We start from the raw sequence: 24029 nt of genomic DNA on the forward strand, positions 1-24029 counted from the left end.
GCAGCGGGGCGTGACGACGACGTGCCCGATCATCCGGCGGATCTCCGGGACGCTGAGGGGTATGAGGTCTTGCTCGTCATCTCCGCTGCCCCTTTTGCGGCTTCTGCGGCACGGATGGCCGTGAGGTAGGCCAGGACGGCCATGGCCAGGGTGATGTGCCGGTACCAGGCCCGGTAGAGCCGCACCTGGTAGTGATCGAGCCCGCATTCACCCTTCGCGGTCTGGAAGCATTCCTCCACCGCCCACCTGGCTCCGGCGGTCCTGACCAGGTCTTTCAGCCGGGAAGTGACGGGGCCATAGCAGACGTAGTAGGCGATGTCGGTGGGGTCGGACAGGTTGCGGCGGGCGAGCACCCAGTGCCCGAATCCGCCCTCCCAGGCGGGCCGGATCGCGACGCGGGCCCAGTGGTAGATCCGCTGGCCGTGGGCGCCTGCTCCGGCGGAGATCCGCTTCCATGCCTGCTTCGGCAGGGCCGCGATCAGCTCGTCGACGCGGGCGTCCCGGCCGTCGGCGGTGATCACGGTGTCGTTGACCTTGGTGGCCAGCACATACGCGGCCTGGCGTTCTTCCAGCCAGGCGCGGAAGTGCTTGACCTGCCCGTATGCCTCGTCCGCGGTCACCCAGGCGAAGGGAACAGCCGCGTCGATGGCGCGTTGCAGCATCCACTTGAGGTGCTCGATCTTCGTGGCGAACGGCACGGTGTCGTCGATCCCGGCTGCCCGGCAGCGGTCGCGGTCGTCCGTCCAGGACTTCGGGACGTAGAGTTCCCGGTCGATCAGCGCCCGCCCTTTGGCGGATGCGTAGGCGAGGAAGGTGCCGATCTGGCAGTTCTCGGTGCGGCCAGCGGTGCCGGAATACTGCCGCTGGACCCCTGCTGACCTGGTGCCCTTCTTCAGGAACCCGGTGTCGTCCCCGATGAGCACGCCATCCTTGGCGCCGATGGTCTCCACGACGAAGTCCCGGACATCGTCGCGGACCGCGTTCTCGTCCCATTCGGAGTGGTTGAGCAGGCGTTGCACACCGTCCGGGCGGAGCTGGCCGACCTGCTCGGCCAGCGTCCACCCGTTCTTCTTCTCTAGCGGCGCAAGCAGGCCCGTCATGTAGTCCAGAGCCCGATCACGTGGCTCCGACCTGCCAAAACGATGCCCGAACCGGGCATGCAACCCCGCTACACCCTCGGACCACGACTCGATCTGCTCAACCGTCAGCGATTCATCACACAGTCACAACAACGAGCAACCTCACCGACCGTCACGCCACATGCGGTTGCAGTACTAGGGGGCGCGGGGGGCTCGGCCCGGGGGCCTAGGGCCGCGCCCGGGGGCCTCCTCCTTTTGACCGGCCTTTGCGAAATCCGGTGGGGATCGATGGGCCGGTTGGCCCAAGATGGGGTGAACCCCCTCGATCATGCCGACCGGAGCCTGCGCGTGCTCATACGACTTCTGCGCACCCATCTGGGTGCGTACCGGAAACCGATCGCGGTGCTGGTCCTGCTGCAGCTGCTGCAGACCAGCGCCAGCCTTTACCTGCCCACACTGAACGCCGACATCATCGACAAGGGTGTCGTCAACGGCGACACCGGCTACATCCTCCGCTTCGGCGCCCTGATGCTCGGCGTCTCCCTCGTCCAGCTCGTCTGCAACGTCGGAGCCGTCTACTACGGCGCCCGTACGGCGGCGGCCTTCGGCCGGGACGTCCGCGCGGCCGTCTTCGACCGCGTGCAGAGCTTCTCCGCCCGGGAGCTCGGCCAGTTCGGTGCCCCGTCCCTGATCACCCGTACGACGAACGACGTCCAGCAGGTCCAGATGCTGGTGCTGATGACGTTCACCCTGATGGTCTCGGCCCCGATCATGTGCGTAGGCGGCATCGCCATGGCGCTCTCTCTGGACGTGCGGCTGTCGGGCGTCCTGCTCGCCGTGGTCCCGGTGCTCGGGATCTCGGTCGGTGCCATCGTCTTCAAGACGCGGCCGCTGTTCCGCCAGATGCAGGACCGCCTGGACACGGTGAACCGGGTGCTGCGGGAGCAGATCACCGGCAACCGGGTGATCCGGGCCTTCGTCCGCGACGACTACGAGAAGGACCGTTTCCGCGAGGCCAACGCCGACCTGACCGGCGTCTCGCTGGCCTCCGGCAAGCTCCTGGCGTACATGTTCCCCACGGTCATCGTGGTCGTGAACATCTCCAGCGTCGCCGTCATCTGGTTCGGTGCGATGCGCGTGGACAGCGGCGGCATGGAGATCGGCCAGCTGACGGCCTTCCTCGCCTACCTGATGCAGATCATCATGGCCGTGATGATGGCCACCTTCATGTTCATGATGGTGCCGCGCGCCGAGGTCTGCGCCGAGCGCATCCAGGAGGTCCTGGACACCGAGTCCAGCGTGGTGCCGCCCGCCGACCCGGTGCGCGAACTCGCCCGCCGCGGGCGCCTGGAGCTGCGCGGCGCGGACTTCCGCTACCCGGGCGCCGAGGCCCCGGTGCTGCGCGGGGTGGACCTGGTGGCCCGCCCCGGCGAGACCACGGCGGTGATCGGCTCCACCGGAAGCGGCAAGTCCACGCTGCTGGGCCTGGTCCCGCGGCTGTTCGACGCGACCGGCGGCGAGGTGCTGGTCGACGGGGAGGACGTACGCCGGCTCGACCCGGAGCTGCTGGCCCAGACGGTCGGCATGGTTCCGCAGAAGCCGTACCTGTTCTCCGGAACCATCGCCTCCAACCTGCGCTACGGGCGCCCGGACGCGAGTGACGAAGAGCTGTGGCAGGCGCTGGAAGTGGCGCAGGCCAAGGAGTTCGTGTCCGCGCTGGAGGGTGGCCTGGAGGCCCCCGTCACCCAGGGCGGAACCAATGTCTCCGGCGGCCAGCGCCAGCGCCTGGCCATCGCCCGCACCCTGGTGCAGCGCCCGGAGATCTACCTCTTCGACGACTCCTTCTCGGCCCTGGACTACGCGACGGACGCGGCGCTGCGCGCGGCGCTCTCCCGCGAGACCGAGGACGCGACCGTGGTCATCGTCGCCCAGCGGGTCTCCACGATCCGCGACGCCGACCGGATCATCGTCCTGGACGAGGGCCAGGTGGTGGGCGAGGGACGCCACCACGAGCTGATGGCCGGCAACGAGACCTACCGGGAGATCGTGCTCTCCCAGCTGACGGAGGCGGAGGCCGCATGAGCGGGCCCGGAGGACGGATGATGACGGGACCGGCCGCGCGGTCCATGGACTTCAAGGGCTCGGGCAAGCGGCTGCTGGGCCAGATCGCGCACGACCGCGCCAAGATCTGGGGCATGGTCGCGGCCGTGGTCGGCAGCGTCGGCTGCGCGGTGGTCGGCCCGAAGATCCTCGGCGAGGCCACCGACCTGGTCTTCGCCGGGATCGTGGGCCGGGAGATGCCGGCCGGCACCACGAAGCAGCAGGCCCTGGACGGGCTGCGCGCCAGGGGCCAGGACGGCATGGCGGACATGCTCTCCGGCACCGACTTCACTCCCGGGCAGGGCATCGACTTCGGCGCCGTCGGGGTCGTGGCGATCTGGGCGCTGGTGGTCTTCACCCTGGCCGGCCTGCTGATGCTGGTCGCGACCCGGCTGTCGAACCACGTCATGAACGGCACCGTCTACCGGATGCGCGAGGAGCTCCAGGCGAAGCTGTCGCGACTGCCGCTGTCGTACTTCGACCAGCAGAAGCGCGGCGAGGTGCTGAGCCGGGCCACCAACGACATCGACAACATCGGCCAGACGCTCCAGCAGACGATGGGTCAGCTGCTGAACTCGCTGCTGACGATCGTCGGCGTGCTCGCCATGATGTTCTGGATCTCGCCGCTGCTGGCGCTGGTCGCACTGCTGACCGTGCCGCTCTCGGTCTTCGTCGCGGCGAAGATCGGCAAGAAGTCGCAGCCGCAGTTCGTGGCGCAGTGGAAGACGACCGGTGCGCTGGGCGCCCACGTCGAGGAGATGTACTCGGGGCACAGCCTGGTCAAGGTCTTCGGCCGGCAGAAGGAGTCCGCGGCCGTCTTCACCGAGCAGAACGAGGCCCTCTACCGGGCCTCCTTCAAGGCGCAGCTGGTCAGCGGCATCATGCAGCCGGTGATGTTCTTCATCTCGAACATCAACTACGTGCTGATAGCCGTCGTCGGCGGGCTCCGGGTCGCCTCGGGCACCCTGTCGATCGGTGACGTGCAGGCCTTCATCCAGTACTCGCGGCAGTTCTCCATGCCGCTGACGCAGGTCGCCTCGATGGCGAACCTCGTGCAGTCCGGTGTCGCCTCGGCGGAGCGGGTCTACGAGCTGCTGGACGCGTCGGAGCAGGACGCGGACGCCGAGGTTCCGGAGCGTCCGGAGGAGCTCCGCGGCCAGGTCACCTTCGACAAGGTGGCCTTCCGCTACGAGCCGGACAAGCCGCTGATCGAGAACCTCTCGCTGTCGGTCGAGCCGGGTCACACCGTCGCGATCGTCGGCCCGACGGGCGCCGGCAAGACGACGCTCGTGAACCTGCTGATGCGGTTCTACGAGGTCACGGGCGGGGAGATCGCCCTCGACGGGGTGGACATCGCGAAGATGACGCGCGAGGAACTGCGCGCCGGCATCGGCATGGTGCTCCAGGACACCTGGCTGTTCGGCGGCACCATCGCGGAGAACATCGCCTACGGTGCCTCGCGGGAGGTCACGCGCGCCGAGGTCGAGGGGGCGGCGCGGGCCGCGCACGCGGACCGTTTCATCCGCACCCTGCCGGACGGCTACGACACCGTCCTGGACGACGAGGGCGCGGGCGTCAGCGCGGGCGAGAAGCAGCTGATCACCATCGCCCGGGCGTTCCTGTCGGACCCGGTGATCCTGGTGCTCGACGAGGCGACGAGCTCGGTGGACACCCGTACCGAGGTGCTGATCCAGAAGGCGATGGCGCGGCTCGCGCACGGCCGTACGTCCTTCGTGATCGCGCACCGGCTGTCCACGATCCGCGACGCGGACGTGATCCTGGTGATGGAGAGCGGCTCGATCGTGGAGCAGGGCACGCACGAGGAGCTGCTGGCGTCGGACGGTGCGTACGCGCGGCTGTACGCGGCGCAGTTCGCCCAGGCGGTCGTCGAGGTCGAGTAGCGCGGGCGGACGTCGGGGCCGACGGCCCGGGCCGGTCGGGGGCGCCTTCCGGGGCGCCCCCTGCCGCACTCAGTCCAGGTAGCCCCTGAGCTGATCGGCGAAGGCGTGGTCGCGGAGCTTGTTGAGGGTCTTGGACTCGATCTGGCGGATCCGTTCGCGGGTCACGCCGAAGATCCGGCCGATCTCCTCCAGGGTCCGCGGCCGCCCGTCGGCGAGCCCGTACCGGAGCTGGACGACCTTGCGTTCGCGTTCGCCGAGGGTCGACAGGACGGCTTCCAGGTGCTCGCGCAGCAGGAAGAACGCGGCCGATTCCACGGGGGAGGCGGCGTCCCCGTCCTCGATGAGGTCACCGAGGGCGACGTCGTCCTCCTCACCGACCGGCGCGTGCAGCGAGACCGGTTCCTGGGCGAGGCGGAGCACTTCCATGACCCGCTCGGGGGTCAGCTCCAGGTGGACGGCGACCTCTTCGGCGGTGGGCTCGTACCCGCGCTCCTGGAGCATGCGGCGCTGGACGCGCACGACGCGGTTGATCAGCTCGACGACGTGGACGGGCACGCGGATGGTCCGGGCCTGGTCGGCGAGGGCCCGGGACATCGCCTGCCGGATCCACCAGGTGGCGTAGGTGGAGAACTTGTACCCGCGGGCGTAGTCGAATTTCTCAACGGCCCTGATGAGCCCGAGGTTCCCCTCCTGCACGAGGTCGAGCATGGTGAGCCCGCGGCCCACGTAGCGCTTCGCGACGGAGACGACGAGCCGCAGGTTCGACTCGATGAGCCGGCGTTTGGCCATCCGCCCCATGACGACGAGCTTGTCGAGGTCCAGGGCGAGCCGGGAGTCGAGGTCGGGGGTGTTGCCGAGCTTCTCCTCGGCGAACAGCCCGGCTTCGACGCGCCGCGCGAGGTCCACCTCCTCGGCGGCGGTCAGCAGGGGGATCCTGCCTATCTCGCGGAGGTACTGCCGGAACAAATCGGCGGAGGGCCCCGCTCCGCCCCCGCCGTCGCTGTTGCTCCGCCTGCGCGGCGTGGGCACCGGATCGATCGGCTCCGGTACCTCGGGCTCTTCGTCCACGGCCTTGGCCTCCGAGGACTCGCTCACGTTCACGGTCAGGGTCCGGGTCTGCACGGGGGCGACCTCCAGGGCTCCGAGGACGGGGGCACCGCCCTCAGTGTGGGGTACGACACATCGCGGCCACGAGGGGCGTGCGAGCACTTTCTGAGTCCGGTGCGTGACCGGATGGTTACCCCCCGGCGAGAACCCCGATGCGGATCGGACGCATGTCCGAGATGATCGGCCTCATGTCTGAGTACGAAACCCACGTGACGGTGCGCTGCGCGGACGGGGCGGCCCTGGACCGCCTCGACGCCTGGGCCCGGGCGCGGGAGCTGAAGGTCACGCACATCGTGCTGGCGCGGGGCCGGATGGTGTCCCAGCCGATGCTGACGCTGCGGGACCGCACGAGCCACGAGAGCCTGGTTCCGCAGCTGCGGGCGGACGGCTTCGACCCGGTGCGCGTCAAGGTGGAGACGGTCCCGTGGACCACGGACGCGCCGGGCCCGGGCGGCGGCTACTTCGAGCACCACCTCAAGCTGCGGCTCCCGGCGGACTTCGACCGCGCGGCCCTGGAGTCCCTGGTCACCCCGCACGGCGCCCACCTGTCGTGGAACGCCGGCCGCGCCCTGCCGGGCAGCGGCCACGAGCGGTTCGTGACCCAGCGGTGGCGGGGAACGGCGGCCGGGGCGACGGCCGCGTGCGACGCCCTGGTCGCGGCGCTCGGCTCGGCCGGGCACGAGATCCGCTCCGAGGAGCGGGAGTTCGTGCTGTACGACAGCGACCTGTCGGTGGACGACGGGTGGATCGTGGAAGGGGCTGCGGCATGAGCGGCACGCAGTGGAGTCCGTCGATCCCGGGCGGGCCGGACGACCCGGCGGAACCGGCGGCCGAGCGGCTGCGGCGCACGGGCGGGAAGCCGCGCACGATGGCCACGGGGCCGGGCGCGCACGCCCCTGCCCGGGAAGCCTTCGACCCGGCGCTGAAGCACTTCGCCGAGGCCTACCGCCCGCTGGACCCGGTGATCCCGGACGCCCCGGTGCGCGAGGCCTGGTTGCGGGCCCGGCGCACCGCGATGGAGGTCGCCCTCCGGGCCGTGGGCGCCTCGGGCTGGGCCGACTCGCTCGTGCTGCGCGGCAGCATGCTGATGAGGCACTGGTTCGGCCCGGCCGCACGGGAGCCGCACGACCTGGACTTCGTGGTGGTCCCGGCGGACTGGCGGATCGAGGAGGAGCGGACCGGCCGGATGCTCGACGCCGTCGCGGCGGCTGCGGAGGAACTGGCCGGGGGCCTGGACATGCCGGCCGCGGACGCGGTCCGCGAGTACATCTGGACGTACGAGCGCGTCCCGGGCCGTCGGCTGGTGCTGCCCTGGTCCGCGCCGGGACTGCCGGGCGGGCAGGTCCAGTTGGACTTCGTCTTCAACGAGCCGCTGCCGGCGCCGCCCGAGCCGGTGGAGGTGGCGGGGGTCCCGCTGCTGGGCGCCGGCCGGGAACTCTCCCTGGCCTGGAAGCTGATGTGGCTGGCCGGCGACATGTACCCGCAGGGCAAGGACCTGTACGACGCGGTGCTGCTGGCCGAGGACCGCGTCCTGCCGTACCCGCTGCTGGAGGAGGTGTTCCGGCAGTCCGGGGAATGGGAGAGCGGCGGTGTGCACGAGCCGCCCGCCCTGGAGGTCTTCGAGTGCTTCCGTGGGACCGACTGGAGCACGTTCGAGCAGGAGTACCCGGGGATCGACACCTCGGGGGACCGCTACGCCCGGCGCCTGCTGGAGCTGCTGGCGCCGACGTTCGAGGAGGGGGCCCGATGAGCTCGTGGCGGGAGTTCGGGATGCGGAGCACGCACCTGCCGCAGGAGCCGCTGGACGACACGACCCGGGCCGCGCGGCACCTGCCGCTGACGCTGCGCCCGGTGGCCGGGGACGACGTACGGCAGCGGTCCGTCTTCGATCCGTCGCTGCGGCACAACTTCCAGGCCTACCGGGCCGGTGACCCGGTCTTCGACGACCCGGCGAAGACGGTCGCCTGGGCGCGGGCGCGGAGGGCCGCGATGGACGCCGTACTGCTGGCGGTCTCGGAGTCCGAGTGGGCAGAGGCGCTGGTGCTGCGCGGGAGCGTGCTGCTGGCGGACCGGTTCGGGGAGGCGGCGCGGGAGCCGGGAGACCTGGACTTCGTGGTGGCGCCGCACACTTGGGTGATGGAGGACGGGCGGACCAGGGCGATGCTGGACGGCATCGCCGCGGCGGCCGACGGGCGGGCCGGGATCAAGGCCTCGGGGGCGGTGTCCGAGGACATCTGGACCTACGACCGGGTGCCGGGGCGGCGCATGGTCCTGCCCTGGTCGGTGCCCGGTCTGCCGGACGGGCAGGTCCAGCTGGACTTCGTCTTCAACGAGAGGCTCGCGGAGCCGCCGGAGCCGGTCGAACTCGCCTGTGGGGCGGTGGTCCTGGCGGCGACGCCGGCCCTGTCGCTGGCCTGGAAGGTGCTGTGGCTGGTCAGCGACCGGCACCCGCAGGGCAAGGACCTGTACGACGCGGTGCTGCTGGCGGAACACTGCCACCTGCCGAACGCCCTGGTGCAGGAGGTGTTCCGGGCGGCCGGGGAGTGGCCCTACCCGAACGCGGAGCTCGGCCTGGTGCACATCGCCGACCTGGCCCCGAGCGGCTACGTCGGCGCCGAGTGGGAGCACTTCGAGGCGGAGTACCCGCACCTGGCCGGGCCCGGTGAGGAGGCGTTCATCGCGCGCCTGGTCGAGGCCCTGCGCCCGACCTTCGCGGACGCCCCCTGATCAGGCCGGCTCCACGCGGACCGCGCACACCTTGAACTCCGGCATCCGGGAGACCGGGTCGAGGGCCGGGTTGGTCAGGGTGTTGGCGCGGCCCTCGCCCGGCCAGTGGAAGGGCATGAAGACCGTGTCCGCGCGGATGGTGTCGGTGATCCGGGCCGGGGCCACCGCGCGGCCGCGGCGGGAGGTCACGGCCAGCGGGCTGCCGTCGACCGCGCCGATGCGGGCGGCGAGGCGCGGGTGGAGTTCCACGAAGGGGCCGGGGGCGGCCGCGTTGAGCTCCTCCACCCGGCGGGTCTGGGCGCCGGACTGGTACTGGGCGACCACGCGTCCCGTGGTGAGCAGCACCGGGTAGTCCGCGTCGGGGACCTCGTCGGCGTCGCGGTGGGAGACGGGGACGAAGCGGGCCCGGCCGTCCTCGGTGGCGAAGCGTTCCAGGAAGAGGCGCTCGGTCCCCGCGGAGCCCTCGGGGCAGGGCCAGAAGACGCCCTGTTCGGCCTCGATGCGGGCGTAGGTGATGCCCGAGTAGTCCGCCGGGCCGCCGGCGGAGGCCCGGCGCAGTTCCTCGAAGACCTCCTCCGGGGAGGTCGGGAAGCCCTTCTCGATGCCCATGCGGGCGGCGAGTCCGTGGAGCACGTCCAGGTCGCTGCGGACGCCCGCGGGCGGGGTCAGGGCGCGGCGGCGGAGCAGGACGCGGCCTTCGAGGTTGGTGGTGGTGCCGGTCTCCTCGGCCCACTGGGTGACCGGGAGGACCACGTCGGCGAGGGCCGCCGTCTCGGAGAGGACGACGTCGGCGACCGCGAGGAAGTCCAGGGAGCGGATGCGGTCCTCGATGTGGGCGGCGCGGGGGGCCGAGACCACCGGGTTGGAGCCCATCAGGAGCAGGGCCCGGACGTCCGTGCCGAGGGCGTCGAGGAGTTCGTAGGCGCTGCGGCCGGGGCCGGGGAGGTCGTCGGGGTCGACGCCCCAGACCTCCGCCACGTGCGCGCGGGCCGCGGGGTCGGTCAGCTTGCGGTAGCCGGGGAGCTGGTCGGCCTTCTGGCCGTGTTCGCGGCCGCCCTGGCCGTTGCCCTGCCCGGTGAGGCAGCCGTAGCCGGAGAGCGGGCGGCCGGCCCGGCCGGTGGCCAGGCAGAGGTTGATCCAGGCGCCGACGGTGTCGGTGCCCTTGGACTGCTGCTCCGGGCCGCGGGCGGTGAGGACCATGGCGGATTCCGGGGCGCAGAACATCTCGGCCGCCGCGCGGAGCTTGGGGACGGGTACGCCGGTGATGCGTTCGACCAGTTCCGGCCAGTGGGCCATGGCGGCCGCCCGGGCCTCCTCCCAGCCGGTGGTGCGCCCGGCGATGAACTCCTCGTCGGTACGGCCTTCGGCGACCACCAGGTGCAGCAGGCCCAGGGCGAGCGCGAGGTCGGTTCCCGGGCGCGGGGCCAGGTGCAGGTCGGCTTGGTCGGCGGTGCGGGTGCGGCGCGGGTCGATGACGATCAGGGTCCCGCCGTTGGCCTTGAGCTCGGTGAGGCAGCGCAGGGCGGGCGGCATGGTCTCGGCCAGGTTCGAGCCGACGAGGATCACGCAGCCGGTGCGCGGGATGTCCTCCAGCGGGAAGGGCAGCCCGCGGTCGAGCCCGAAGGCCCGCTGGTGCGCGGCGGCGGCCGAGGACATGCAGAACCGGCCGTTGTAGTCGATCTGCGAGGTGCGCAGGGCGACGCGGGCGAACTTGCCGAGCGCGTACGCCTTCTCGTTGGTGAGCCCGCCGCCGCCGAAGACCCCGACCGCGTCCGGGCCGTACGTGCGGCCCGTGCGGGCGAGGCCCTCGGCGACGGCGTCGAGGGCCTCCTCCCAGGTGGCCGGCTCCAGCTGCCCGGCGTGGGTGCGGACGAGCGGCTGGGTCAGGCGCACCCGGGAGGAGAGCAGGGCGGGGGCGGTGCGGCCCTTGCCGCACAGTGCGCCCCGGTTGACGGGGAAGTCGGCACGTTCCTCCACCGTCACGCCCGCGCCGCCCGGCTCGGGGCGCAGGTTCATCCCGCACTGCAGCGCGCAGTACGGGCAGTGCGTGGCGGTGGCGGCGGTGGCGGCGTCCGGCGTGTGCATGACGCCAGCGTGAGTCGGCGGTGTTACACCGGCCGCCACCCCGCGTTACGAGTCGGGGTGCTCTGCCTCAGCGGCCCGGTCCGGCCGCGGTGAGGCCCGGCCGGGGGCGCGGTCGCGCAGGCTCACTGGCCGGTGAGGTACTTCACGGTCAGGCCCGCCGTCCAGCCGCCGTCGACGGCGAGCTCGGCGCCCGTCATGTAGGCCAGATCCACAACAGCCACGGTTCCACACCCCTGGTGCTCGTACGGACGGACCGGACCGGCTCCCGCATATGACTATTCGAAATAGCCGGTGCGCGCGTCAGTCTGCCAGGGCGGCCAGGGCCCGCGACACCCCCTGCTCCTTCGGTCCCAGGAACCGCGGGGCGGGCTTGAAGGCCGCGTCCAGCGCCGCCTTGCCGGCCGCGAACACCTCGCGGGTCTCGCCGTAGTACCAGGTGGCGTCGTGCACGTCGGCCACTCCGACGCCGTACGAGTCCAGGCCCGCCGCCTGGCAGAGCGCGACGGCCCGGCGGATGTGGAAGCCCTGGGTGACCAGCACGGCCCGCTCGACCCCGAAGATCTCCTTGGCCCGCACGCAGGAGTCCCAGGTGTCGAAGCCGGCGTAGTCGCTGACGATCTGCGTGTCCGGCACCCCCTGCCCCGTGAGGTACTTCCGCATCGCGTTCGGCTCGTCGTACTCGGTGCGGCTGTTGTCCCCGGTGACCAGCACGACCTTGGCCTTCCCGGTGCGGTACAGCTCGGCGGCGGCGTCGAGCCGGTCGGCCAGGTAGGGAGTGGGCCGGGTCCCCAGCAGGCCCGCCCCGAACACCACGGCGACCTCGGACGCCGGCGCGTCGGCCGTGGTGTGCAGCCGGTCGGCGGCCACCGCGTGCATCCACGCCGAGGGCAGCAGCGCCAGCACGCAGCCCGCCATGACGGCCTGCACCGCCAGCCTCCGGGTCCGTACGGTGCGCAGCGCGGCCGCCGTCCGGCTCCACGTGACTCTCGGCAGGCGCGGTCCGCGCATCATCCATCCCCTGGTGTCTCGACTGCTGGTCCCCTGGTCAGGACGCCGAGGGGGGCCGCTTGGTTCGCCCGGACCGCCCGGCGAAGGCGGCTGCGGCCCGTCGGCGACGGCGCGGCCGGACCCCGGACGACGGCCGGCGCGGCCCGGCGAAGACGCGCCCGGCTCCCCGCCGAGGGCCGGCGCGGCCGCCCGACAGCCGCGCGGACGGGCCTGTGAGCACCCGGCAAACACCCGTCACCCCCGCGCAACGCACCGGCAATGTCCGGCGCGCAGGATCGGTTCATGACGGAGCCGGTGCACCCTCCCGAATCCCCCGCCCTCCCCTTCGACAGTACGGCCGAGCTCCTCGGCCGAATCACCGTCCAGCTGGGCACCCAGCTCAGCGGCCTGCGCCGACCCGGAGTCCGCCCATGCAGCCCACCCTCGTCGCCGTGGCCCACGGCAGCCGCGACCCGCGCGCCCTGCACACCGCCCTCGCCCTCCTCGAACGGGTCCGCGAGCTCCGTCCCCGGCTCGACGTCCGGCTCGGCCACATCGAACTGAACGAGCCGCTGCTCGACTCCGTCCTCGGGGAGCTGCACGGGGCGGCGGTGCTCGTGCCGCTGCTGCTCGGCCGGGGCTACCACGTCAAGCGCGACCTGCCCGCGGCCGCCGCCGGGGCCGCGCACCTGCGCACCCGCATCGCCGCCCCGATGGGCCCGCATCCACTGCTCGTCGAGGCCCTGTACGAACGGCTCGTGGAGGCCGGCTGGACCGCCGGCACCGCCGTCGTGCTCGCCGCCGCCGGCTCCCGCGACCCCGACTCCGCGGCCGACACCCGTCGCACCGCCGCCATGCTCCGCGAACGCCTCGGCGGCGTCCCGGTGGTCCCGGCCTACGCCTCCGCCGCCGCCCCGAGCGTCCCCGAGGCGGTCCGGGCCCTGGCCGCCCGCGGCCACCACCGGACGGCCGTGGCCTCGTACTTCGCCGCTCCCGGCCGGTTCGCCGCGCAGACCGCCGCCGCGGCGCCCGCGCTCGCCGCCGCCCCGCTGGGCGACCACCCGGCCCTGGCCCGCCTGTTGCTGCACCGCTACGACGAGGCCTGCGCCCGGCCTGCCCCGCCCGCCCTGCCGGTGCGGCCGGAACTCGTCTCCGCCTGATCCCGGTTTGTCAGTCATTCCGGTTACCGTCTCTTCCATGGAAGGCACCGCGCACGCCCCCGCAGACGACCACGACGACCCCTACGACGCGTCCGACACCGAGCGCTGGGCCGCCGAGCCCGACAAACGGCCCGGCCGGACCGCCTTCCAGCGCGACCGCGCCCGTGTGCTGCACTCCGCCGCGCTGCGCCGCCTCGCCGGGAAGACCCAGGTCGTCACCCCCGGCACCCGCTCGTACGACTGGGACGCGAGTCCCCGTACCCGCCTCACCCACTCCCTGGAGTGCGCCCAGGTCGGCCGGGAGCTCGGCGCCGCGCTCGGCTGCGACCCCGACCTGGTCGAAGCCGCCTGCCTCTCGCACGACATGGGCCACCCGCCCTTCGGCCACAACGGCGAGGAGGCGCTCAACGAGTTCGCCAAGGACTGCGGGGGCTTCGAGGGCAACGCGCAGTCGCTGCGCCTGCTGACCCGGCTGGAGCCCAAGCGGTTCGTGCCCGCCCCGGCCGGCGGCGAACTCGTCAGCGTCGGCCTCAACCTCACCCGGGCCTGCCTGGACGCCGCCACCAAGTACCCGTGGGCCCGCGGGGGCCACCCCACCGACCCCGGCTCGGTGAAGTTCGGCGCGTACGAGGACGACCTGCCGGTCTTCGCGTGGCTGCGCCGCGGCGCGCCCGCGGACCGCAAGTGCTTCGAGGCGCAGGTCATGGACTGGGCGGACGACGTCGCGTACTCCGTCCACGACTTCGAGGACGGCCTGCACGCCGGCCACCTCGACCCCAACCTGCTCTTCGCCGAGCCCGAGCGCACCGCGATCTGGCGGGTCGCCATCGGGCGTTACGTGCCCGCCGACACCGAGCCGGAGGAGCTGCGGGCCGCCCTCGACCGGCTGATGGAGGAGGAGTGGTGGCCGCACGGGTACGACGGTTCGGCCGTCGCCCAGGCCCGGCTGAAGGACGCGACGAGCCAGCTGATCGGCCGTTTCTGCCTGGCCGCCGAGGGCGCCACCCGTGAGGCGTACGGTTCCGGCCGCCTCACCCGGTACGGCGCCGAACTGGTGGTGCCGCGCGAGGCGCGCAACGAGTGCGCGGTGCTCAAGGCGGTCGCCGACCTGTACGTCATGCAGCGCGACGAGCAGGAGCGGATCCGCGCCGACCAGCGCATCGTCCTGGCCGAACTCGCGGAGGCGCTCAGCGCCCGGGCCCCCGAAGGGCTGGACCCGCAGTTCCGGGCGATCTTCGACGCGGCCCCGGACGACAAGGCGAGGAAACGGGCGGTCATCGACCAGATCGCGTGTCTCACCGACGCATCCGCCCGTTCCCTGCACGCACGTCTCACGCGGCGCACCCGACGCACCGAAGGGTGAGCCGATCGAGCCACTCCCCCTTCACGCGGCAGGCTCAGTGCGGGACGCTCGCATGTGGTCGCATGTGGCGGTGAGGTTATGAGGAGGCATCAGGTGGTCGACGCACACCGGACATTCGTCATCGTCGGCGCAGGGCTCGCCGGAGCGAAGGCGGCCGAAACGCTGAGGTCCGAGGGGTTCACGGGGCGGGTGATCCTGATCGGCGACGAGCGCGACCATCCGTACGAACGGCCCCCGCTGTCCAAGGGCTACCTGACGGGCAAGGAGGACCGCGAGAGCGTCTTCGTCCACGAGCCGTCCTGGTACGCGGCCGCCGACGTCGAGCTGCACCTCGGCCAGCCGGCGGTCCAGCTCGACCGGGACGCCAAGAAGGTGGTCCTCGGCGACGGCACGGTCCTGCACTACGACAAGCTGCTGCTGGCCACCGGCGCCGAGCCGCGCCGCCTGGACATCCCCGGCACGGGGCTCGCCGGGGTGCACCACCTGCGGCGCCTCGCGCACGCCGAGCGGCTGAAGGGGGTCCTCGCCGGTCTGGGCCGGGACAACGGCCACCTGCTCATCACGGGCGCCGGATGGATCGGCCTGGAGGTCGCAGCCGCGGCCCGCGGGTACGGCGCGGAGGTCACCGTGGTCGAGCCGGAGGCCACTCCGCTGCACGCGGTGCTCGGCCCGGAGATCGGCCGGCTCTTCGGTGACCTGCACGCCGATCACGGGGTGCGGTTCCACTTCGGGTCGCGGCTGACCGAGATCGTGGGCCACGACGGCATGGTGCTGGCCGCCCGTACGGACGACGGGGAGGAGCACCCGGCGCACGCGGTGCTCGCCGCGATCGGGGCCGCGCCGCGGACCGCGCTCGCCGAGACCTCCGGGCTGGCCCTGGTCGACCGGGAGCACGGCGGCGGGATCGCCGTGGACGAGTCCCTGCGCACCTCCGACCCGGACGTCTACGCGGTCGGGGACGTGGCCGCCGCCCACCACCCGGTGCTCGGGACCCGGCTGCGGGTCGAGCACTGGGCCAACGCGCTGAACGGCGGCCCGGCCGCCGCGCGGGCGATGCTCGGCCATCCGGTCAGCTACGACCGGGTGCCGTACTTCTTCTCGGACCAGTACGACGTGGGTCTGGAGTACTCGGGTTACGCGCCGCCCGGCGGCTACGACCAGGTGCTGGTCCGCGGTGACGCGGGCAAGCGGGAGTTCATCGCCTTCTGGCTGTCCGAGGGGCGGGTGCTGGCCGGGATGAACGTGAACGTGTGGGACGTCACCGACCAGATCCAGGCCCTGATCAGGTCGAAGGCGCCGGTGGACCGGGAGGCCCTTGCGGACCCGTCGGTTCCGCTCTCCTCGCTGATCGGAGGCTAGGGGCCGCCCGGGGGGGCTGACGGAATGGCCGGCGCCCGGCCGTAGACTTCACGGGTGGCTGGACGGATCAACGACGACGACGTGAAGGCGGTACGGGACGCGGTCCCGATCGACGCCGTGGTCTCCGAGTACCTCCAGCTGCGCAACGCGGGCGGCGGCAACCTCAAGGGCTTGTGCCCCTTCCACGACGAGAAGTCCCCGTCCTTCCAGGTCAGCCCCAGCAAGGGCCTGTACCACTGCTTCGGCTGCCAGGCGGGCGGGGACACCCTCGACTTCGTCATGAAGATCGACCACCTCTCCTTCTCGGAGGCCGTCGAGCGCCTGGCCGGCCTGGCCGGCATCACCCTGCGGTACGAGGAGGGCGGCTACACCTCCGGCACCAGCGGCCGCGGTGACCGCATCCGGCTCGTCGAGGCGCACAAGGCCGCCGCCCGGTTCTACGTCGACCAGCTCGGCAGCCCCGAGGCGGAGATCGGCCGCAAGTTCCTCGCGGAGCGCGGCTTCGACCAGGACGCGGCCACGCACTTCAGCGTGGGCTACAGCCCGGCCGGCTGGGACCACCTGACCCGCTTCCTGCGCGGCAAGGGCTTCACCGACAAGGAGCTGATCACCTCCGGGCTCGCCCAGGACAGCCGCAGCGGCAAGCCCATCGACCGCTTCCGCGGCCGGCTGATGTGGCCGATCCGCGACATCAGCGGCGAGGTGGTCGGCTTCGGCGCGCGCAAGCTGCGCGACGACGACAACGGCCCGAAGTACCTGAACACGCCGGAAACGGCGATCTACAAGAAGTCCCAGGTCCTCTACGGCATCGACCTGGCGAAGAAGGAGATCGCGAAGACCTCGCGGGCCGTGGTGGTCGAGGGCTACACGGACGTGATGGCCTGCCACATGGCCGGGGTCACCACCGCGATCGCCACCTGTGGCACCGCCTTCGGCGGGGACCACATCAAGATCCTGCGCCGGCTGCTGATGGACAACGCCACCGCCGAGGTGATCTTCACCTTCGACGGCGACGCGGCGGGCCAGAAGGCGGCGCTGCGCGCCTTCGAGGACGACCAGAAGTTCGCCGCGGAGACCTCGATCACCATCGCCCCCGGCGGGATGGACCCCTGCGACCTGCGCCTCGCGCAGGGGGACGCGGCCGTGGCCGGCCTGGTGGAGGCCCGGACACCGCTGTTCGAGTTCGCCCTGCGGCACATCGTGTCCCGGCACAACCTGGAGAACCCGGCGGGGCGGGCGGCCGCGCTGGCCGAGGCCGCGCCGGTCGTCGCGAGCATCAAGGACCTCTCGATCCAGCACGAGTCGGCGGTCCAGCTGGCGGGGATGCTGGGCATCCTCGACGAGCCGTTCGTCGTCAAGCGGGTCGCGCAGCTGGCGCGGTGGGCCCGTGAGCGCGGCAACCAGCCGCAGCAGCAGGGCCGGGGCCGCCCCCAGGAGGCCGCCCCCGCCACGCCGCCGCCGGTCGGCGGCGGACCCGCCCTGAACCTGCGCAGCCCCGCCCACCGCACCGAGCGGGAGCTGCTCAAGCTGGCGCTCCAGCGGCCTGCGCTGGTCTCCCCCGCGTTCGACGCGTACGGGATCGACGAGTTCACCGCCCCGCCCTACGCCGCGGTCCGCCAGGCCATCCAGGACGCGGGCGGCGCGTCGCAGGCCGCCGACGACTACCTGGCCCGGGTCCGCGACGCCGCCCCCAACGACACCGTCCGCGCGATGGTCACGGAGCTGGCGGTGGAGGCCATCCACGCCAAGACGGTGGACGAGATCTACGCCGGGGTCCAGCTGGTCCAGGTCCGCCTGCGGGCCGTCGACCGCCGGGTCCTCGAGATCCAGGGCGCCATGACCCGCCTGAGCCCGCAGGCCCCGCCGGAGCAGCACGCGGCGGTCCAGGAGGAGCTGTGGGTGCTCCAGCAGTACGGCCAGCGGCTGCGCAACCGCGGCGCCGAAGGCCTCTGACCGGGGCTACGTCGCGGACGCGCCCCGGCGCCTGAACCAGTCGCCGCCCGGTATCTCGCTCCCCGATTCCCGCAGGTCGCGGGCGAGCAGCGGGGCCGCCAGATAGACCCAGGCCCGGACCGGGGTGCCGTCGGGACGCAGGGCCCGGCGGGCCGTCCGGTCGTAGACGTTCCCCGGGCGGCCCGGGCCCCCGTACTCCTCCAGCAGGTCCAGCGCGGCCAGCAGTTCCCCGTACGCGCCCGGCGCCGCCGTGATCAGCTCGCCGACGACGGCCGAGCCGGGCCGGTGGACCGCGTACGGGTATCCGGGGCCGTCGTAGAGCACCGCGTCCGGGAGGGTGGCGGGCTCCTCCGAGGCCGTGCGGCCGCGCAGGAACAGGTCGTGGTTGACCTCGCCGGGGCGCAGGGTCCCGTAGACGAAGAAGGGGAGCGGGGCGGTCGGGTCTTGTGGCCGTTCGACCGATGTCACGGGGCCTCCCTCGGGATGGGGCGCAGCCTCCGCCGGCCGGGCCGAAGGTCCCGGCTTCGCCGCGCCCCACCACCGTACGCACCGCTGTTGCACGACCTCCCGGCGCCCGTGACCCGCGCCGTCCGGCGTCGGCCTCGTCCCCCTCCCACCTCACGGTTCTGCGTCCATGACGGCTTCGTCCCGCCGCCCGCTCGCCGCCCTCCCGTGCGCCTGCGCACTCGCGGACGCCGGACCGCCCCGCCCCGCCCCGCCCCGGCCCGCGCCGGCCCGCGCCCGGTGGGAGTCACCCGGACGGCGCGGACGGCCCGGACGGCGGCACGACCCGCCTTGACCTGCGAATACGGCTCGTGCGTGGACCGCGTACAGGCACACCTGACGGGACATCAGCAGGCGCGCGGCGGGCGGGCCGGGTTATCTCGGAAGCACGACCCCGTGTCTTCAGGAGAGTCCCCATGCGCCGACGTACCGCACACGTGCTGACCGCGACCGCGCTGACCGCCGCCGCGTTCACCGGGCCGGTCGCCGGCGCGGTCGCCGCAGTGGACCTGGGCATGGTGGGCTTCGCGCCCGGGGACTTCGCCCCGCTGGAGGTGTGGCCCAAGTCCGCCGCCCCCGGCGCCACCGTCACCGTGAACACCACCGCCTGCGGGTCCGGCAGCCACGCCGAGGGCGATGCCACCACGGTCGGCGGCGGCCGGTTCAAGCTGGTCCCGGGCACCCACAAGGAGGTCGTCGTGGGGCAGTTCCAGGTGGCCCACGGCACCCGGCCCGGCACATACGGCATCGGCGCGACCTGCGCGAACGGCAAGTTCGCCACCGGCGACCTGGTCGTCACCGAACGCGGCCCGCAGGGCCACGTCAACACCGGGGTGGGCGGTGGCACGACCACCACCACGAACCCCGCCAAGATCGCGGCGGGGGCGGCCGTACTGGCCGCTGCCGCCGTCGGCGGTACCTGGCTCCTGCGTCGCCGGGCGAGCGGCACGCGGAGCTGACGGACGCCCACCGCGGCTCCGGCCGCGGTCCGACCGGTACCGTCCCCCGTCGCCCGCCCCGCGAGGTCCCCCCCGTTCGCGGGGCCGGGCGACGGCCAGTCACCCCGAAACGGAAGCCGAGGGGGTACGCATGGGTGGCGAATTCGGTGGCGCCCGGGGCCCCGACCGGCAGCCCTGGTCCCCGCCCGGCGAGCGCCCCGGATCAAGTGCGCGGGCCCCCGCCCGGGCCGTCCGCACCCCGACCGCCCGCCACGGGGGACTCGTCGCGCTCGCCGCCTGCATCGGCATCTGGCTCGTCACCAGCGGTTCCCGGGAGCCGGTCGGGCCGCTGCTGCCCTCCCCCGCCGAGGCCCTGACCGCCGCCGGAGTCGTGGGCCCGGGCATCGCCCCGCTCCCCGGCTCCCCGCCCGGCCGGATCCGGATCCCCTCCATCCGGGTCGACGCCCCGCTCACCGGACTGGGCCTGGAGCGGGACGGCAGCCTCGAAGTCCCGCCGCCCGACCGCCGCGACCTGGCCGGCTGGTACCGCGAGGGAACCACCCCGGGCGCCACCGGCACGGCCGTCATCGCCGGGCACGTGGACGACGCCGCCGGGCCGGGGGTCTTCTACCACCTGGGCGCGCTGCGCCGGGGGGCCGCGATCGAGATCCCGCGCGCGGACGGCCGTACGGCCGTGTTCACGATCCACGCCGTCGAGGTCTACGACGCCCAGGCCTTCCCCGACACCCGCGTGTACGGCCCTTCGGCACGGGCCGAGCTGCGGGTGATCACCTGCGGCGGCGGCTTCTCGCCGCGCACGGGCTACCGCGGCAACGTGGTCGTCTTCGCGCACCTCACCGGGACGTACTGAGCACCGGTCATCCCCACTGCTCGAGGCCGAGCTTGACCACCAGCGCGCCCACCACCGTCAGCAGCACCCCGCGGACGAAGCCGCTGCCCTTCTTGAGCGCCATCCGGGCGCCGATCATGCCGCCGGCCAGGTTGAAGACCGCCATGAGCGCGGCCAGCTGCCACAGCACCATGCCCTGGTAGGCGAACATCGCGAGCGCCCCCGCGTTGGTGCAGCAGTTGACGATCTTGGCGGTCGCGGAGGCGGTGACCAGGTCGAGGTGGAGCAGCGCCGTGAGCGCGAGCACCAGGAAGGTGCCGGTGCCGGGCCCGATGAGGCCGTCGTAGAAGCCGATGCCGAGGCCGGCGAGCCCGATGGCGAGCAGCACCCGCTGCCGGCTGACGGGCGCGGTCGAGGGGGCGGTGCCGAAGCCGGGTTTGAAGATCACGACGCCCGCGACGATCACGAGCACGCCCATGATCAGCGGCCGGAGCGCGTCCTTGCTGATGCCGCCGGCGAGCGCGGCGCCGCCCATCGAGCCGACGAGCGCGGCCAGGCCGATGCGGACGGCGAGCTTCACGTCCACCGGGGCCTTGCGGACGTAGGTGACCGCCGCGCCCGCCGTGCCGACGATGGCCACGGCCTTGTTGGTGCCGAGGACGGTGGCGGGGTGGGCGTTCGGCAGGCCGAGCAGGAGCGCGGGCAGGAGCAGCAGGCCGCCGCCGCCCACCACGGCGTCGATCCAGCCGGCCGCCGCCGCGGCCACGCACAGGACGATGATCATGGTCGTTGATATGTCAGGCACGTGATGACCCTATGGAGCTGTCAGGTGCAGGGGCCGTCAATCCCCGGAAACTTGCGCAAAGGTTGAGCTTTGCCGGGCCGGCACCCGGTCCGGGGCCACCGGAGCCGCCGGGTCCACCGCCGCCGTGAGCACGGTCGCGGCCAGCACACTGGCCGCCCCCAGCCCCGCCGCCAGGCGCCGCGCGGGGGGTACGGCGGCCATGACGGCCAGCCCGGCCCGCACCACCGAGGGCGTACGGGGCTTGCGGTGCCGGGCCGCGGCGGGGGCCTTGGCCCCGACGGGTACGGACAGGGCGACGTGCAGTGGGTGACGCATGGGGCGGTGACTCCTCGGGGAACGCCGGACGGAAGGGGAAGCCCCCCGCTCAGAAGCTGAAGCGCTCAGAAGCTGAAGCACTCGGAATGGATGCGTCCGGCCGGCACCCCGGCCCGCAGCAGCGCCGCCCGGGTCGCCTCGGCCATCCCCGGCGGCCCGCACAGGTACACGTCGTGCTCGGTCAGGTCCGGCACCAGCGCGGCCAGCGCCTGCGGAGCCAGCGGATCGTATGCCGCACCCGAGGGCCCCAGCAGGTAGTGCAGCCCGGCCTGCCGCTCGGCGGCGATGGTCTCCAGTTCGCTGCGCAGGACGAGGTGCTCCTCTGCCCCGGCGCGGTAGAGCAGGGTGATGTCCCCGGGACCGCCGGGCAGCGTCTCGAACAGCGCCCGCATGGGGGTGATCCCGACCCCGCCCGCGATCAGCAGCACCTTGGGCCGGGTCCGCCGGGCGGCGGTGAGCGCGCCGAACGGCCCGGTGGCGAGGACCCGCGTGCCGGGGCGCAGCCGCCGGATCCGGCGGGAGTGGCCGCCGAGCCCCTTGACGGTGATCCGCAGGGCGTTCCCGCGGACCGGCGCGGACAGCGAGAACGGCAGGGCGGTGTGCCACAGCCGCCGCTGGAGGAACCGCCAGCGCAGGAACTGGCCCGGCTCCGCGCGCAGTTCCGCGAGGTGCTCCCCGTACATGACGACCGAGACCACCCCGGGCCCCTCCACCCGGACGTCCGCGACCCGCAGCGCGTGCCGCAGGGCCTGCCGCACGGGGACCACCGCGCGGTACCAGACCAGCAGCACGGCGACGACGGTGTGCGCGAGCGCCCAGAACCAGGCGGCCGCGGCGAGATCGGGCCCGGCGAGCTGGTGGCCGAAGGCGAGTGCGGCGGCGAGGTGGACCAGCAGGTGCACCCCGCGCCAGGTTTCGTGCGACACCCGGCGGCGTACCGCACGGGCGGAGGTCACACCGACCGCGGCCAGGAGGACGGTCCCGGCCGCGGCGGCGGCGAGCGCGGGGTAGCCGAGCAGCTCCCGGACGGCGGAGACCACGTCGACGCCCTCGTGCACGGCGTATCCGAGCAGGGCGAAGAGCCCGTGCCCGAAGCAGAGGAGGAGCACGTACCGGCCGCCGAAGGCGTGCCAGCGGGCGAGCCGGTCGGCGCCGACCCCGTGCTCGACGGCGGGCACCCGGGCCATCAGGAACAGCAGCACGAGCACCCCGTAGCCGGCGAGCAGACCGGTCAGGTGCGCGGCGGTGGCGAACAGCGCGTCGGGCCGGGCCGAGGGTCGCACCTGCGCCGCCCAGAGCAGGGTCACCACCCCCGCTCCGCCCAGCATCCCGCCCCTGACCCGCACCGCCGCATCTCGCATACGGAGCACGCTAAGGGCCCCGGCGGCGGCCCCGGTGATCCTTAAGGCGGCCTTGAGGAAGGCCTCACCGACCCTTAACCCCGGCGCTGAGCTCGGCGTTCCGTCCGGGTAACAGCGGCGATGCGGCGGGGAAACAGCGGCCGCGCACGCTCGTGCCATGACCTCGAATCAGCGTGTGGTGGTGATCGGCGGCGGCCTCGCGGGCCTGCGACTGGCCGCGCGCCTGACCGGTGCCGCGGCGGTGACCGTCCTCGGCGAGGAGCCGCACGCCCCCTACAACCGGGTGCTGCTCGCGGAGGTCCTCGCCGGCCGCTACGCACCGGAGGTCACCGCCCTCCCGACGCCCGGCCCCGCACTGCGCCGGGGCGTCCGCGCGGTACGGATCGACCGCACCGACCGGACCGTGCTGTGCGACGACGGGACGGTGGCGGAGTACGACACGCTGGTACTGGCCACGGGCTCGAACGCGGTGCTCCCGCCGCTGCGCGGGCTGTTCGAGCCCGAAGGCCGGGACCTCCCGGACGGGGTCCACGCGTTCCGCACGATGGACGACTGCCTGGCCCTCTCGGCGGCCGTACGCCCCGGAGTGCGGGCGGTGGTGATCGGCGGGGGCCTGCTGGGCGTCTCCGCGGCCCGTGCGCTCGCCGCGCGGGGGGCGGTGGTGGTCCTGGCCCAGCAGGGCGAGCGCCTGATGGAACGCCAACTGGACGCCGACGCCTCCGCCCTGCTGGCCACGCACCTGACCGACCTCGGCGTGGAAATCCACACGGAATGCCGGGTCCGCGGCCTGATCACGACGGGTTCACCCGCGGCTCCGCTGCTGGGGCTCCGGGCAGAGCCCGGGAGACGGCGCGGCGGGGACACGGGCAGGGTCGTCAAGGGGGTCGAGCTCGCCGACGGGTACCGGCTGGAGGCCGATCTCGTCGTGCTCGCCTGCGGCGTCCGCCCCCGCACGGGCCTCGCCAAGTCCGCCGGCCTCGACGTCCGCGCCGGCATAGTGGTCGACGACCACCTGCGCACCAGCGACCCCCGCATCCACGCCATCGGCGACTGCGCCGAGCACGCCGGCCAGGTGTACGGCCTGGCGGGCGCCGCCCTGGAGCAGGCCGACGCCCTCGCCGCGGTCCTCACCGGAACCCCCGCGCGCTACACCGGCACGCGCGCCCTCACCCGCCTCACCCTCGGCGGTGCCGAGAACGGCTCCCTGGACCTCGCCGCCTTCGGCGAGACCACCCCCCGCCCCGGAGACGACGTGGTCCGCCTCGCCGACGCCACCCGCGGGACCTACCGGAAGGTCGTCGTCCGAGACGACCGGCTCGTCGGCGGGGTGCTGCTCGGCGAGCTCTCCACCGTGGGCGCCCTCGCCCGCACCTGGGAGGGCGACGAGTCCCCGCACGACCTGTTCCACCTGCTCACCGACGACGGAGGCCACTGA

The 24029-nt window shown here is 73.3% G+C and carries 19 protein-coding genes and 2 pseudogenes; 12 read left to right on the forward strand and 9 right to left on the reverse strand.

What is annotated here, in order from left to right:
• Positions 1–29: 29 nt before the first annotated feature.
• Positions 30–1193, reverse strand: coding sequence for an IS701 family transposase (locus OG332_RS14740; protein WP_327419062.1), 1164 nt, complete (start codon positions 1191–1193; stop codon positions 30–32).
• Positions 1194–1427: 234 nt separating this feature from the next.
• On the opposite strand from OG332_RS14740, the gene OG332_RS14745 reads away from it, so the two are divergent.
• On the forward strand, positions 1428–3161 hold the full coding sequence (locus tag OG332_RS14745; protein ID WP_327413913.1) for an ABC transporter ATP-binding protein: 1734 nt from the start codon (positions 1428–1430) through the stop codon (positions 3159–3161).
• A complete protein-coding gene (locus OG332_RS14750; protein ID WP_327413914.1) occupies positions 3158–5080 on the forward strand; it encodes an ABC transporter ATP-binding protein in 1923 nt (640 codons plus the stop codon). Before OG332_RS14745 ends, OG332_RS14750 begins: the two co-directional genes overlap by 4 nt.
• Before the next feature lie 69 nt (positions 5081–5149).
• Here OG332_RS14750 and OG332_RS14755 read toward each other — a convergent pair whose 3' ends face one another.
• Positions 5150–6187 (reverse strand): RNA polymerase sigma factor, encoded by a 1038-nt coding sequence (locus tag OG332_RS14755; protein WP_442816352.1) that lies wholly within the window; start codon positions 6185–6187, stop codon positions 5150–5152.
• 188 nt (positions 6188–6375) lie between these two features.
• On the opposite strand from OG332_RS14755, the gene OG332_RS14760 reads away from it, so the two are divergent.
• Genes OG332_RS14760 through OG332_RS14770 form a run of 3 tightly spaced genes read left to right on the forward strand, consistent with a single transcriptional unit; the run spans position 6376 to position 8914 of the window.
• Entirely contained in the window at positions 6376–6957 is a 582-nt protein-coding gene (locus OG332_RS14760; protein WP_327413915.1) for a hypothetical protein, read from the forward strand.
• The gene (locus OG332_RS14765; RefSeq protein ID WP_327413916.1) at positions 6954–7937 is read left to right on the forward strand and encodes a nucleotidyl transferase AbiEii/AbiGii toxin family protein; all 984 of its coding nucleotides are present in this window, start codon (positions 6954–6956) and stop codon (positions 7935–7937) included. Before OG332_RS14760 ends, OG332_RS14765 begins: the two co-directional genes overlap by 4 nt.
• Entirely contained in the window at positions 7934–8914 is a 981-nt protein-coding gene (locus tag OG332_RS14770; RefSeq protein WP_327413917.1) for a nucleotidyl transferase AbiEii/AbiGii toxin family protein, read from the forward strand. Before OG332_RS14765 ends, OG332_RS14770 begins: the two co-directional genes overlap by 4 nt.
• Here the strand turns inward: OG332_RS14770 and OG332_RS14775 are convergent, their stop codons facing one another.
• From OG332_RS14775 to OG332_RS14785, 3 genes and pseudogenes are all read right to left on the reverse strand, one after another.
• Positions 8915–10999, reverse strand: a complete 2085-nt coding sequence (locus OG332_RS14775; RefSeq protein ID WP_327413918.1) for a molybdopterin oxidoreductase family protein — start codon at positions 10997–10999, stop codon at positions 8915–8917.
• A gap of 122 nt (positions 11000–11121) precedes the next feature.
• Positions 11122–11202: pseudogene (locus OG332_RS14780) on the reverse strand (3-alpha-hydroxysteroid dehydrogenase); the annotation flags it as partial.
• A gap of 97 nt (positions 11203–11299) precedes the next feature.
• A complete protein-coding gene (locus OG332_RS14785) occupies positions 11300–12007 on the reverse strand; it encodes a SanA/YdcF family protein (protein ID WP_327419227.1) in 708 nt (235 codons plus the stop codon).
• 282 nt (positions 12008–12289) lie between these two features.
• On the opposite strand from OG332_RS14785, the pseudogene OG332_RS14790 reads away from it, so the two are divergent.
• The 4 genes and pseudogenes from OG332_RS14790 to dnaG all read left to right on the forward strand — a co-directional run bounded on the left by OG332_RS14790 (position 12290) and on the right by dnaG (position 17821).
• Positions 12290–13146 (forward strand): annotated as a pseudogene (locus OG332_RS14790) (sirohydrochlorin chelatase).
• Positions 13147–13183: 37 nt separating this feature from the next.
• The gene (locus OG332_RS14795) at positions 13184–14509 is read left to right on the forward strand and encodes a deoxyguanosinetriphosphate triphosphohydrolase (RefSeq protein WP_327413919.1); all 1326 of its coding nucleotides are present in this window, start codon (positions 13184–13186) and stop codon (positions 14507–14509) included.
• Positions 14510–14602: 93 nt separating this feature from the next.
• Positions 14603–15868 (forward strand): NAD(P)/FAD-dependent oxidoreductase, encoded by a 1266-nt coding sequence (locus OG332_RS14800; protein WP_327413920.1) that lies wholly within the window; start codon positions 14603–14605, stop codon positions 15866–15868.
• 54 nt (positions 15869–15922) lie between these two features.
• The gene (dnaG, locus tag OG332_RS14805; RefSeq protein WP_327413921.1) at positions 15923–17821 is read left to right on the forward strand and encodes a DNA primase; all 1899 of its coding nucleotides are present in this window, start codon (positions 15923–15925) and stop codon (positions 17819–17821) included.
• Between the two features lie 6 nt (positions 17822–17827).
• Here dnaG and OG332_RS14810 read toward each other — a convergent pair whose 3' ends face one another.
• Positions 17828–18289 (reverse strand): gamma-glutamylcyclotransferase family protein, encoded by a 462-nt coding sequence (locus OG332_RS14810; protein ID WP_327413922.1) that lies wholly within the window; start codon positions 18287–18289, stop codon positions 17828–17830.
• Positions 18290–18741: 452 nt separating this feature from the next.
• On the opposite strand from OG332_RS14810, the gene OG332_RS14815 reads away from it, so the two are divergent.
• Together OG332_RS14815 and OG332_RS14820 are read left to right on the forward strand one after the other, a co-directional pair.
• Positions 18742–19284 (forward strand): hypothetical protein, encoded by a 543-nt coding sequence (locus OG332_RS14815; protein ID WP_327413923.1) that lies wholly within the window; start codon positions 18742–18744, stop codon positions 19282–19284.
• A 130-nt stretch (positions 19285–19414) separates the two neighbouring features.
• Positions 19415–20134 (forward strand): class F sortase, encoded by a 720-nt coding sequence (locus OG332_RS14820; RefSeq protein ID WP_327413924.1) that lies wholly within the window; start codon positions 19415–19417, stop codon positions 20132–20134.
• Positions 20135–20141: 7 nt separating this feature from the next.
• On the opposite strand, the gene OG332_RS14825 is transcribed toward OG332_RS14820, so the two are convergent.
• The 3 genes from OG332_RS14825 to OG332_RS14835 form a co-directional block, all read right to left on the reverse strand.
• Positions 20142–20918, reverse strand: coding sequence for a sulfite exporter TauE/SafE family protein (locus OG332_RS14825; RefSeq protein ID WP_327413925.1), 777 nt, complete (start codon positions 20916–20918; stop codon positions 20142–20144).
• 36 nt (positions 20919–20954) lie between these two features.
• Positions 20955–21233 carry a hypothetical protein gene (locus OG332_RS14830; protein ID WP_327413926.1) on the reverse strand — a complete coding sequence of 93 codons (279 nt, stop codon included), beginning with the start codon at positions 21231–21233 and terminating at the stop codon, positions 20955–20957.
• A 65-nt stretch (positions 21234–21298) separates the two neighbouring features.
• Complete coding sequence (locus OG332_RS14835; RefSeq protein ID WP_327413927.1) at positions 21299–22594, reverse strand: ferredoxin reductase family protein; 1296 nt, start codon at positions 22592–22594, stop codon at positions 21299–21301.
• Positions 22595–22751: 157 nt separating this feature from the next.
• Between OG332_RS14835 and OG332_RS14840 the strand changes: the two genes are divergently transcribed.
• Positions 22752–24029 carry an NAD(P)/FAD-dependent oxidoreductase gene (locus OG332_RS14840; RefSeq protein ID WP_327413928.1) on the forward strand — a complete coding sequence of 426 codons (1278 nt, stop codon included), beginning with the start codon at positions 22752–22754 and terminating at the stop codon, positions 24027–24029.

This window comes from Streptomyces sp. NBC_01233 (genome assembly GCF_035989305.1).
Classification (GTDB): domain Bacteria; phylum Actinomycetota; class Actinomycetes; order Streptomycetales; family Streptomycetaceae; genus Streptomyces.